The sequence below is a fragment of the Nordella sp. HKS 07 genome, assembly GCF_011046735.1.
Classification (GTDB): domain Bacteria; phylum Pseudomonadota; class Alphaproteobacteria; order Rhizobiales; family Aestuariivirgaceae; genus Taklimakanibacter.
This window is the reverse complement of sequence record NZ_CP049258.1, coordinates 2002993-2014259: the sequence shown is the minus strand read 5'-3', so window position 1 is coordinate 2014259 and position 11267 is coordinate 2002993. Positions and strand designations below refer to the sequence as shown.

Genomic DNA, 11267 nt, shown 5'->3' with positions numbered 1-11267 from the left:
TCCCGTCACAGATTTTTGTACATGATCGTAGTGGAGTCGAGACGATCTTTATGGGTATCGCGGCAATAGCCGGGGATGACGCCGACGGTACGATAACCGAGCGAGGCATAGAGCGGCTCGGCATTGTCGCCGGTGCGGGTGTCGAGGGTGAGGAGGCTGCGCCCCAGGGCGCGCGCGTGATCCTCGATCCCGGCCATCAGCAGGCGGGCGATGCCCAGGCGGCGAAAATCGGGATGCACCAGCAACTTGCGGATCTCGGCGCGGTGCGGCTGGTTGGCCGGCGTATCGATATCGAGCTGGACGGCGCCGGCGATGCGCTCACCGCAGGTCGCCACGAGCAGCAGGCGTGTGCCAATGGCCACCGCGCCTTCAACTTGTCGCGCCAGAAGGCTTCAGCGTCCTTAGGGCCGTGCGGCATGATGAAACCGATGCTGGCGCCGGCATGGACGCAATCATGCAGGAGCCGCGCCAGCTCCGGCAGATGTGCTGCGATGTCACAACTTTCGAAGAGCGCCAGGGTGACCGGAGATTTGGCGAGCATGTTGCGTCACACCATGAAGATCAGATAGCGGGCCGATACTCTCTTCGGCGTCGCGAAGCTGCTCGGGCCGAAAAGCTGATAGCGCAGGCAGTCGCCGGCTTTCAGCTCGTGGGTCGTGCCGGCGACCGTGATTTCGAGCTGGCCTTCGAGCAGCACGAGATGATGCTCGAGGCCCTGTTTCGGTGATCTGTCGTAGTCGATGCGCGTGCCGGGGCCGATCTCGCCTTCGATCACCTCGCCGGCGAGCGTCTGCGCCGGCGGCGACACGGCGCGGCGGCGGAAGCTGATCTCGGGATCGCTCCACACCGTCTGGGCGCTGCGGCGGAGGAGCGGCGCGAAACCGTCTTCCGCCATATGCATGAGGCGGGACAAGGTGATACCGAAGGCGGCGCACAGCTTGCCGAGCATGCTGGTGGTCGGGCTGATGGCGGAATTCTCGAGCCTCGACAGAGTGGCACGGCTGACCCCGCTGCGCCCCGCGAGCTCGTCGAGCGACCAGCCGCGGTCGACGCGCAGAGCCTTCAGGCGCTGGGCGATCCGCCGGTCCACGGCGTCCTCGAGGATTTCCTGTTCTTCCATATATGAGAATTTTTCTCATAATGGAGAGATTGTCAAGGCCTTCTCAAGCCGCGTTGCTGGACCTTTCGGCTTTCCAGTTGTAGGGTCCGCCCGATTTTGATCAAACCCGGAGCGGACGCAATGTCGAAGTCGAAGAATGCCGATCTCAAGAAGAAGATCATCTCGGTCTGCCGCCGGATGAACGAGATGGGCATCAATCAGGGCACGTCGGGCAATGTCAGCGCCCGCACCGCGGACGGCTTCGTGATCACCGCCTCGGGTGTTCCTTATGACATCATGGATGTCGAGCATATCGTCGAGATGGATCTCGAGGGCGGCTATTACGGCAAATATCTGCCCTCGACCGAGTGGCGCATGCATATGGACATCTTCAAGGCGCGCCCCGAGGCGGGCGCCATCGTGCATACGCATTCGATCTATGCCACCGCGCTGTCGAGCCTGCGCAAGGACATTCCGCCCTTCCACTACATGATCGGCGTGACCGGCGGCTCGACCTTGCGGGTCAGCGATTATGCCGAGTTCGGCACCCAGGCGCTTTCCGACACGATGCTCGCGGCGCTGAAAGAGCGCACCGCCTGCCTTCTCGCCAATCACGGTCAGATCGCCTTCGGGCCCAATCTCGACAAGGCTCTGTGGCTCGCGGGCGAGATCGAGACCTTGTGCCATCAATATTGGGCGGCGAGCCTCGCCGGCAAGCCGGTCATCCTCTCCGACACGCAGATGAAGACGGTGTTGGCGCGCTTCAAGACCTATGGCAAGCAGGCCGGAGAACTGAAGCAGGGCGAGGCCCTGGCGGTGATCGCGCCGACGCGGCGTGACGCGCCTAAAGCCGCGTCGCCGAAAAGCAAGAAAGAAAAACCAAAGAAAGACAAGTCGAAGTGATCGCCAATGTGTCGTCGCTGGCGCGCGAGCTGCGCCAGCATGCCGAAGCCAAGGGCCCCATCAGGATCGGCGTCGCCGGCGCCGGCCAGATGGGCACCGATCTCGCGGTGCAGCTCGCCCGCATGCAGGGCCTGAGGCTCGCCGCCATTTCCGAGCTCAATATCGCCAATGCGCGCGCGGCCCTTCTCCTCGCCGGCCATACGCCTGATGATTTCGCCGAAGCCAGAAGCGCCCGTGACATCGATCGGCTGATCGAGCTGAAGAAGATCGCCATCACCGGCGATCTCGAGGCGCTCGTCAATGCGGGGCGCGTCGATGTGGTGATCGACGCCACCGGCAACCCCGACACGGGAGCGGTCTTCGCGCTGGCGGCGATCAAGGCCGGCAAGCCGATCGTCATGCTCAATGTCGAGGCCGACATCACCATCGGGCGCTTCCTGCATCAGGAAGCGCGCCGCGCCGGTGTCGTCTATACCGGGGCGGCGGGCGATGAGCCCGCGGCGGCCCTCGAGCTCATCGGCTTCGCCCAGTCGCTCGGCCTCTCTATCGTCTGCGCCGGCAAGGGCAAGAACAACCCGCTCAAATTCGACGCGGTGCCGGCCGAGTTCGAGGCGGAAGCGAAACAGCGCAACATGAATGCGCGTGTGCTGGTCGAATTCGTCGACGGCTCCAAGACGATGGTCGAGATGGTGGCGATCGCCAATTCGACAGGCCTCGTGCCCGACGTGCCCGGCATGCACGGGCCGGCGGCGACGCGCGACGAGCTCGCCGATGTGCTGATCCCGAAGGACAAAGGCGGGGTCTTGAGCAAGGCGGGCTGCGTCGATTATTCGATCGGCAAAGGTGTGGCGCCCGGCGTCTTCTGCATCGTCGAGGCCGACCATCCGCGCGTCATCGAGCGCATGATCGATCTCAAAGTCGGCAAGGGCCCGTATTTCTCGCTGTTCCGCCCGTTCCACCTGACCAGCCTCGAAGTACCGATCTCGGCGGCGCATGCGGTGCTGCACAAGCAGGCCGATATGGTGCCACTCGATCACCCGGTGGCGGAAGCCATCGCCGTCGCCAAGCGCGACCTTGCGCCCGGCGAAACGCTGGGCAAGATCGGCGAGACGCAATATCGCGCCTGGGCCATGACCTGGAGCGAGGCGCGCCGCGCCAATGCGATCCCCATCGGCCTCGCCGAGCGGGCGAAAGTGATGAAGCCGGTCAAGGCCGGCAGCTATCTCACCTACGAAAATTGCGCTCCCGACGACGCGCTCACCATCACGCAGCTGCGCCGCCGCCTCGATCAGGCCGACGCGCAGTTCCTCGCCGCGGCGGAGTAAAGACTGCACGCATGCGTAGTTCCCCTTCTCCCGCTTGCGGGTGAAGGTGGCGCGAAGCGCCGGATGAGGGTGTCTCGCGCCGCATTGCTATTCGAGAAGATGCATTCCCAGCTGCGTTTCAACGGCAGCGTCTGTATCAGCTGCCCCAACACCCTCATCCGCCCTTCGGGCACCTTCTCCCGCAAGCGGGAGAAGGGGAACTGTTGGACGGTCTGAATAGTCTCAGCCTACAATCACTCGCGCTATATCCCCGGCGCGCTTGCTGATATGGGGCACGGCGACGGTCTCGAAGAACTGGCCGCGGGTCAGCGTGCCTAGCGCGAAGAGGCGCGACGGCTGGCCGTCCCGCGTCCGGCAGCTTCCGTCATCGTCGATGGCGATACCGAGGCCCAAGGGGCATTCGGCGATCAGGCCCGCATCGAGAGCAGCGCTGAGCAAGGCATGTGAGCGCAGTGACAGGCTTGGCCCCGTCGTGTTGACGACGAGATCGGCCGGCAAGGCGCCGGTGGCGAAGTCGACATCGATGCGTTCGGCATGCGCGGTGAGACCGCGTATGCGGCCGGCGCGCAAAGACAGCCGGCCTGTTTGCATGAGCTCTTCGATTCTCCGCCAGGTTGGCGGCGGCGAGCGGTGCCGGTGATGCAGCCAGAGCCGGGCGCCGTGTTTCACGAAACTGCGACGCTGCTCCTGCGTCCAAGAGGCCCAGATCGCCTCGACATGCGACCGCAAGCCATCGACGATCTCATACCAGTCTTGACAGCGGATCGCATGCTTCGCCGTGCCCCAGATCGCAGCGGGTGACCGGCCGACGACCTGTGCCGCCTCGGGCCATGGCGTGACGGTGCGGTCGCAAGGCGGCAAAAGTGGATGCGCGGCGGCCAAGGTGAAATGCGCATGGGGATTGGCGTCGGCGATCAGCACGACCGCGTCGAGCGCGGTGAGGCCGGTGCCGGCGATGACGACACGGTCGCGGCCTTGCGCCATATCCGGCGTGAGGCTCCAGGGATTTTCGACGAGGCGCGGATCGCTGATCTCGGGCGCCAATCGTTTGGGCGACAGATTGCCGAGCGCCAGCACCGCCTCCGCGGCATGAAGAGTTGTCCCATCCGCAATGGTGATGGCGAGGCCGTCGCCGTCGCGACGGATTGATGTCGCCTTTGTTCTGAAATGCCGGACATCCGTGCCTGCGACGGCTTTCGCCACCGCTTCCAGCAGGAAGTCGCCATAGAGCCGTCGCGGCGCATAGTCAAAATCGGCGCGCTGGGCGAGCCAGGGCGCGAAAAGCGGATCGCTGTCCTCCGCCAGCATGTCCATCTTGGGCGTCGCCACATTGAGCAGGTGCTTGTCGAAACTTGCCGAATAAGCGAGGCCGCGGCCCAATCCCTCGCGCGGCTCGATGATGTCGATGCCATCGCAGCCTCTTTGCAGGAGACGCAGCAGCATCCAGGCGCCGGCGGCGCCGCCGCCGATGATGACGGTGCGCTGCTTCATCAGCGCCGGCGTTCATGCACGATGCGGCCGCCCACCATGGTGAGAAGGCTCGACAGGTCTTTCAGCCCTTCAGCCTCGACATTCAGCGGATCGGCGTCGAAGACCGCGAGATCGGCGAGGAAGCCCGGCGCGAGCGGGCCCTTGTGATGCTCATCGTAGGTGAGCCGTGCGCCGCTGACCGTCAGCGCATGCAGCGCCTCCCGGCGCGTCAGGCGCTCGGCTGCGCCCATCACCCTATCGTCGGAGCGGCGCCGGCGTTCGCACATCGACCACAGAGTGAAGCCGGGATTGTGGGGAATGTTGTCGGTGGCAGCGGCGGTGTCGATGCCGAGATCGAGCATGGTGCGCATCGGCACGATGCGGTCGCCGTCCTTCTCGTCATACCAATGGCCGCCCTTCCACAGGAAATAAACCGGGATGGTGGTCACCAGCACGCCGAGCCGCGCCAGGCGGGCGAGTGTCTCAGCCTCCGTCTTCGCGATATGCTGGATCACCCAGCGCCGGCCGGCGAGCGGCGATATCTCATTCACCCGCTCGAGGATGGCGACGACGTCGCCCAGGCGGTCGGCGACGATGGTGTTGAGCCGCAGATCATGCAGCAGCGCCAGCCGGCAGAGTGCTTCGAAATCCTTCGGTCCCTGCGCCTGCTCGACGAAGCCCGACCAGCCGGTATTGGGCAGATCCATGCGGGCGATCTCTGCCATGCGCTCGTCGCCGCCAAAGGCGACATGGATGCCGGAAAGGCGGAACCATGGATCGCCGAGGCCGGAGCCCTGCGCATGGGCCAGCCAGTCGCGCATGATAACGGCCGCCTCGCTGACATCCTTCCAGGACGGGCTCGCCACCAGCCCCATGCGCACCGTGAGTTCGCCTTTCTCCCACAGATCGCGATAAAGGCCGATGATCTCGGCGGCCGAGCCATGGCCTTCATAGGCCGATGTCGTGCCGACGCTGTTATAGAGATGCATCGAAGAGATGATGCCGGCGCGGCGATCGGCGGCGGAAAAACGCGGCACGGCGGGCAGGAGATCGAACTCCACCATCGGGCGCGGATTGCGCTCGATGATGACGCCGGTCGGCTCGCCCTTATCGTCCTTGACGATCTCGATGCCGCCAACGCTCGGCGTCGAGGCGCCAGTGATGCCATTGAGCGCCAAAGCGCGCGTATTGAGGCAGGAAAAACCAGGTGGCGCACCCCAATTGCCGAACAGGCCCGATATATAGACGGGATGATCGGGGGCGGCGGCGTCGAGATCGAAGCGATCGGGAGCTCTGGCCTCGGCAAGCCCAGCGATGGCATTGAAGAAGAAAGGCGGCGCGCCGATCGGCATGGTGACGATCCAGTCGCCGGGCTTCGTCCTTTGCACTTCCGCTTTGATCAACGCCTGGATGTCGGCGATCGAGCGGCAGCCGGCGAGCGACGGACGCCTGAGCTTCAGCCCCTCGCGCTCCATATGCGCATGGGCGTCGTTGATGCCGGGCGTGACGGTGGCGCCGGGCAGATCGATGAGGCGCGTCTTCGGCGTGGCGCCAGCCTTGAGTGCTGCCGCATCACCGACGGCAAGGATGCGGTCACCCTTGATGGCGATCGCTTCGGCGACACGATCGTCGCGGTCGAGCGTGCGCACACAGCCCGTGGTGATGATGATGTCAGGCACTGGGGCGATACCAGGGGAAGAGCTTCCGGCACAGAGCGACGAACAGACGGTCTCCCGCGAAACCCAGGAAGCCCAAGATCACCAGGCCAGCGAACATGATGTCGACGCGGAAGAGCTGGTGGCCCATCGACATCATATAGGCGACACCGGCGCGGGCACCGGCGAGCTCGGCGGCGACGAGAACGATGAGCGCGATGGCGATACCCTGCCTGAGCCCCGCAATGATGAAGGGCAGTGCTGCCGGCAGGACGACGAAACGCAAGGTCTGCCAGCGATTGGCGCCGAGACAGGCGGCGGAGCGCAGATAGATCTCATGCACGTCGCGCACGCCGATGAAGGCGTTGATCCAGATGGGGAAGAAAGCGCCGGTGGCGACGAGCGCGATCTTGGCGCCTTCGCCGATGCCGAACCAGAGCACGGAAACGGGCACAAGTGCTATGACCGGAACCGAGCGGAAGCCGTGCAGCAGAGGCTCGACCAGGTCGCGGATCAAGGGGGCCCGCGCCGTCGCGACGCCGATGGCGACGCCCAGCACGGCGGCGATGAGGAAACCGGCGCCGGCGCGGCCGAGGCTGACCAGGATATTGTAGGGAATCTCACCCGAGCCGAGCATCGGCAAAGCGGCCTCGACGACTTTCGAAGGCGGCGGGAAGAGGACCGGATTGGCGATGAAGCCGAGACGCGGGATCAACTCCCACAGCGCCAGGAACAGGAGAACGCCCAAAATGTTGAGGGCAATGCCGCGCCAGCGTCTGAGCCTGAGGCTGCGCTGATGATCGGCGAGGAAGCGGGCTTCGAAGGCGGCGGTGTCCATCACATTGTCACGCATCAGGCGGCCTGCTTCCGTTTCGGGTCCTGATGCAGCGCTGAATTGATGCGCGCATACCATCTGGCGAATTCGGGCGAGCCGCGGTCGCGCGGATGCGGCATGTCGATGGTCATGATTTCCTGGATGGTGCCGGGATGCGCCGACATCACCACCACATCATCGGCGAGGAACACCGCCTCGTCGACATTGTGGGTGATGAAGACGATGCTCAGGCCCAGCTGCTGCGACAGCCGCAGCAGTTCCTCCTGCAAAGTCGCGCGCGTCAAGGCGTCGACCGCCGCGAAAGGCTCATCCATCAGGACGAGCTGCGGATGGGTGGCAAGGGCGCGCGCCACCGCCACGCGCTGGCGCATGCCGCCCGACAATTCATGCGGGTAGCGGTCGGCGGCCTGCGCCATGCCGACCATGGCCAGAAGATCGTCCGAGCGCTTGCGCCGCTCCGCCGCCTTCATGCCGGCGATGCGCAAGCCGAATTCGACATTCTGGCGCACGGTGAACCAGGCGAAGAGGGCATATTCCTGGAAGACGACGCTGCGGTCGGGGCCGGGAGCGGTGATCGGCTTGCCGTCGAGACGGACGCTGCCCGCCGTCGGCTTGAGGAAGCCGGCGATGAGCTGCAGCAAGGTGGTCTTGCCGCAGCCCGAGGGGCCGACCAGGCAGGTGAAGCGGCCGCGTTCGAGGCCGAGGCTCACATCGCGCAGCGCCCAGGACGGTGTGCCGCCGGTCCCGACATAGAGATGCGAGACATGCTCGATCGAGATCAGCGGCATGACGTCAGAGGCTCACGCGGTCGGGGGCGACCTTCTTCAAGGGCTCGGCGGCGATGAGACCGGCGAGCAGGGTGCGCACATCCTCCGCCGGCGCCTGGGCGAGACCGGCGGCGATCGCCCATTCGGCCTGTTTCACCAGATCGTCGAGGAAAGCCTTGTCGAGGCGGACCTGGAACTCGAAGACCGAGGTCATCTCGCGCACGAAATCGGCTTCGGCGCGCACGCGCGGCGCCACGATCTCGGGCCAGGAGGCGTTCTTGGCCATGTAATCCTCGGCGGCGAGCAAGGCGCGGTCGGCTCTTTCACCCAGTTCCGGCTGGGCTGCGAGTGCCGCGTCGTTGGCGAGCAGCAATTGATGGCTGACGAAGAAATTCTCGAGACCATCCTGCGACATCTCGAAGATCTTGTCGGGTGCGGCGTCGAGGGCGAGCTTCGAGGCCTGCGAGGTCCAGGCGAAGCCGTCGACATCACCGCGCAAGGTGGCGGCGAGCATGTCGCTCGGATTGAGGTCGACGATCTTGACGTCGCTGTCTTTCAGGCCACCCATCGCCAGATAGCGCGACAGCATATACTGGCCGCTGGTCCCGACCCTGGTGCCGATGGTCTTGCCCTTGAGCGAGGAGGGATCCTTCTCGGAAGCGCCGCTCGCCTTGCTCATCGTCACCTTCATGTCGCGCGAATAGCGGCTGTAGCTCGCCAGGATCTTCGGCTTGAGGCCCTGGAGGGCGGCGAAGATCACCGGCGTGTCGGTCGAGGTGGCGAACTGTGCCGAGCCGCCGAGCAAAGCCTGCATGGACTCGCGGCCCGTCGGGAAATCGAGGGCGGTCAAGGACACGCCTTCCTTCTTCCAGCTGTCGATGCCTTCGGCGACGAAGGAAAGCGCCCAGGTATAACCGGTGCTGCCATAGGCAATGGTCGCCTCGATCGGGGCGGCCTCGGCCCGGGCGCCCCGCAAGGGCGTCGCCAGGAGGGCGGTGCCGCCCAAAGCCAGAAGGGCGGAACGTCGGGTCAGCAGCATTGTCTCATTCTCCTTGTTCAGCCGGCAGTAACGGTATCCGCACCCCTCGGCAACTCGATTGACCGGTTTCTCACAGCAAAGTGCGGCGCCGCCGCCAACCTAAAAAGCTCACCGAAGCGTAAAGATTTTCTAATGATTATTTAGGGTTGTGAGAGGCGCCGGGTACGCGGGGAAAATCCGGGTTGACAGGGACGCGACGCACGCGTTTACTCTCGTTACATTTGTTCCGGTGGAATTACAAAAGTTCAAAACTCGCCGGAGGGACTCGATGGGAGGCCACATGACCGCGAGCTGGGGCGGCGAGACGATCCATGCCGGAGTCCGCGCATGAGCGATGCGGCGCTCGCCCAGAGCCCGTCACCCGGCTGGTCATGGCCCAAATGGCGCTGGCTTACCTCCGAACATCCCTTGCCCTGGCTGCTGCCGGCCTCGGCGCTGATGATCGTTTTCGGCATCTATCCGCTGCTCTATGCGCTGTGGCTGTCGCTGCATAAGCGCAACCCGGTGACGCGGGCCAATATCTTCGATCCCGCCTATAACTGGGCCAAGGCCTTCGGCGATGCCCGCGTCTGGGACGCGATCGCCACCACCTTCCTCTATACCGGCATCGCCCTCGTCATCCAGCTGGTGCTCGGCCTTCTCATCGCGCTGCTGCTTGATTCCGACCGCAAGGGCTATGGCGTGCTGCGGGCGCTGATGACCTTGCCGCTGGTGGTGCCGCCCGCCGTCACCGGCATGATGTTCCTGCTCATGCTCGACGGCTCCTTCGGCGTGCTCTCCCGCTCGCTCTACGCCGTGGGGATGCTGTCGCCGCAATATCCGATCCTCGCGACGAGCTCGACGGCGCTTGCCGGCGTGCTGCTCGCCGATATCTGGCAATGGACGCCCTTCATGGTGCTGATCATGCTAGCGGGCCTGCGTTCGCTGCCGAAGGAACCCTTCGAGGCGGCGGCGATCGACGGCGCCTCATCGGTGCAAGCCTTCTTCAAGCTGACGCTGCCGATGATGTCGAAGGTGATCGCCATCGCCGTCCTCATCCGCGGCATCGATCTCTTCCGCATCTTCGACTATGTGAAGGTGATGACGGATTCGGGGCCCGGCACCGCCACCGAAACGCTCACCTCCTATGCCGGTCGCATCTATTTCAACGGCGATTTTCCCTATGCCTCGACGCTCTCGCTCATCACCCTCATCCTGGTGATCGTCGCGTCGAGCCTGTTCATGAAGATTTTCCGGGTGAAGCTCTGATGGAACAGTCACTCCCCAAGCGCATATTGCGCGATATCACCGCGGTCACGGTCGTGGCGATCTTCATGTTCCCGCTGTTTTGGTGGGCGCTGACCTCGATCAAGCCGATGTATGCGATCTTCAACAAGGACGAGGTCGTCGTCTTCGATTTCGTGCCGACGCTCATCAACTATGCCGTCGTGCTGCTCGGCTGGTCGCGCGCCGAGATCGCTATCGAAAGCGGCTCGACCTTCGGCGTCGGCGGCACCAGCTCCTATGATTCGCGCCAGACCATCGTCGACTCGATCATCGTCGCGGTGGGCTCCACCGGGCTCACCATCATCATCGCGGTGCTCGCGGCCTACGCTCTCTCGCGAATGCGCTTCCGGGGGGCGCGACGGCTTCCTCAACTGGGTGCTCGGCCAGCGCTTCCTGCCGCCGATCGCGATCATCGTGCCGCTCGTCGGCATGTACAAGGTCGCCGGCATGCGCGACACCGACAATCTCTTTCTCGGCTATGTCGGGCTCATCATCATCCATTCGCTGATGAACCTGCCGATCGCGGTGCTCCTGCTCAAATCCTTCTTCGACGATGTGCCCAAGGATGTCGACGAGGCGGCGATGATCGACGGCGCCACGCGCTGGCAGACCTTCCGCAAGGTGGTGCTGCCGATGGTGAGGGGCGGCGTCGCCGCGGCGGCGGTCCTGTGCTTCATCTTCTCGTGGACCGAGTTCCTGCTGTCACTCTTCCTCACCACCATCATCCGCACGGTGCCGGTCAAGATCACCACCTTCGTCACCTCCACGGGCTCGGAATGGGGCTTCATCTCGGCGCTCGGCACCGCGGCGATCCTGCCCGGCTTCATCTTCATTCTTCTGGTTCAACGGCATCTGGTCCGCGGCCTCACTCTGGGCTCGCTCAAGGAATGAGACACGGACGAGCAAAT

General features: G+C 64.5%; 12 protein-coding genes. 4 read left to right on the top strand and 8 right to left on the bottom strand.

The features are described from left to right. Positions 1-5 precede the first annotated feature (5 nt). Positions 6-362: a GNAT family N-acetyltransferase gene (locus G5V57_RS09430; RefSeq protein WP_371744756.1), complete on the bottom strand. Its 357-nt coding sequence runs from the start codon at positions 360-362 to the stop codon at positions 6-8. A gap of 185 nt (positions 363-547) precedes the next feature. Continuing rightward, a complete protein-coding gene (locus tag G5V57_RS09425) occupies positions 548-1120 on the bottom strand; it encodes a helix-turn-helix transcriptional regulator (RefSeq protein WP_165167250.1) in 573 nt (190 codons plus the stop codon). 120 nt (positions 1121-1240) lie between these two features. Between G5V57_RS09425 and G5V57_RS09420 the strand changes: the two genes are divergently transcribed. After that, positions 1241-2002: a class II aldolase/adducin family protein gene (locus G5V57_RS09420; RefSeq protein WP_165167249.1), complete on the top strand. Its 762-nt coding sequence runs from the start codon at positions 1241-1243 to the stop codon at positions 2000-2002. Further along, positions 2002-3327, top strand: a complete 1326-nt coding sequence (locus G5V57_RS09415) for an NAD(P)H-dependent oxidoreductase (protein ID WP_305849391.1) — start codon at positions 2002-2004, stop codon at positions 3325-3327. Before G5V57_RS09420 ends, G5V57_RS09415 begins: the two co-directional genes overlap by 1 nt. 222 nt (positions 3328-3549) lie before the next feature. Here the strand turns inward: G5V57_RS09415 and G5V57_RS09410 are convergent, their stop codons facing one another. The 5 genes from G5V57_RS09410 to G5V57_RS09390 are packed head-to-tail and all read right to left on the bottom strand — an operon-like array spanning position 3550 to position 9093. Further along, complete coding sequence (locus G5V57_RS09410) at positions 3550-4818, bottom strand: FAD/NAD(P)-binding protein (protein WP_165167248.1); 1269 nt, start codon at positions 4816-4818, stop codon at positions 3550-3552. Next, complete coding sequence (locus tag G5V57_RS09405; RefSeq protein ID WP_246737584.1) at positions 4818-6476, bottom strand: amidohydrolase; 1659 nt, start codon at positions 6474-6476, stop codon at positions 4818-4820. Before G5V57_RS09405 ends, G5V57_RS09410 begins: the two co-directional genes overlap by 1 nt. Beyond that, entirely contained in the window at positions 6469-7305 is an 837-nt protein-coding gene (locus G5V57_RS09400) for an ABC transporter permease (RefSeq protein WP_165167247.1), read from the bottom strand. The genes G5V57_RS09405 and G5V57_RS09400 overlap by 8 nt, the downstream gene beginning before the upstream one ends. Beyond that, positions 7305-8075, bottom strand: coding sequence for an ABC transporter ATP-binding protein (locus G5V57_RS09395; protein WP_165167246.1), 771 nt, complete (start codon positions 8073-8075; stop codon positions 7305-7307). Before G5V57_RS09395 ends, G5V57_RS09400 begins: the two co-directional genes overlap by 1 nt. Positions 8076-8079: 4 nt before the next feature. Beyond that, positions 8080-9093, bottom strand: a complete 1014-nt coding sequence (locus tag G5V57_RS09390) for an ABC transporter substrate-binding protein (protein ID WP_165167245.1) — start codon at positions 9091-9093, stop codon at positions 8080-8082. 327 nt (positions 9094-9420) lie between these two features. On the opposite strand from G5V57_RS09390, the gene G5V57_RS09385 reads away from it, so the two are divergent. Continuing rightward, on the top strand, positions 9421-10341 hold the full coding sequence (locus G5V57_RS09385) for a carbohydrate ABC transporter permease (protein WP_165167244.1): 921 nt from the start codon (positions 9421-9423) through the stop codon (positions 10339-10341). Positions 10342-10349: 8 nt separating this feature from the next. On the opposite strand, the gene G5V57_RS34295 is transcribed toward G5V57_RS09385, so the two are convergent. After that, entirely contained in the window at positions 10350-10772 is a 423-nt protein-coding gene (locus tag G5V57_RS34295) for a hypothetical protein (RefSeq protein ID WP_246737583.1), read from the bottom strand. Between G5V57_RS34295 and G5V57_RS34290 the strand changes: the two genes are divergently transcribed. Continuing rightward, on the top strand, positions 10735-11250 hold the full coding sequence (locus G5V57_RS34290) for a carbohydrate ABC transporter permease (RefSeq protein WP_246737582.1): 516 nt from the start codon (positions 10735-10737) through the stop codon (positions 11248-11250). The two genes, G5V57_RS34295 and G5V57_RS34290, sit on opposite strands and share 38 nt — an antisense overlap. Positions 11251-11267 lie beyond the last annotated feature (17 nt).

Excerpts from the sequence above, each read along its gene's own strand:
- G5V57_RS09400 (WP_165167247.1), bottom strand. The coding sequence starts at position 7,305 with ATGCGTGACAATGTGATGGACACCGCCGCCTTCGAAGCCCGCTTCCTC.
- G5V57_RS09390 (WP_165167245.1), bottom strand. The coding sequence starts at position 9,093 with ATGCTGCTGACCCGACGTTCCGCCCTTCTGGCTTTGGGCGGCACCGCC.
- G5V57_RS09420 (WP_165167249.1), top strand. The coding sequence starts at position 1,241 with ATGTCGAAGTCGAAGAATGCCGATCTCAAGAAGAAGATCATCTCGGTC.
- G5V57_RS09395 (WP_165167246.1), bottom strand. The coding sequence starts at position 8,075 with ATGCCGCTGATCTCGATCGAGCATGTCTCGCATCTCTATGTCGGGACC.
- G5V57_RS09385 (WP_165167244.1), top strand. The coding sequence starts at position 9,421 with ATGAGCGATGCGGCGCTCGCCCAGAGCCCGTCACCCGGCTGGTCATGG.
- G5V57_RS09425 (WP_165167250.1), bottom strand. The coding sequence starts at position 1,120 with ATGGAAGAACAGGAAATCCTCGAGGACGCCGTGGACCGGCGGATCGCC.
- G5V57_RS09410 (WP_165167248.1), bottom strand. The coding sequence starts at position 4,818 with ATGAAGCAGCGCACCGTCATCATCGGCGGCGGCGCCGCCGGCGCCTGG.
- G5V57_RS34295 (WP_246737583.1), bottom strand. The coding sequence starts at position 10,772 with ATGATCGCGATCGGCGGCAGGAAGCGCTGGCCGAGCACCCAGTTGAGG.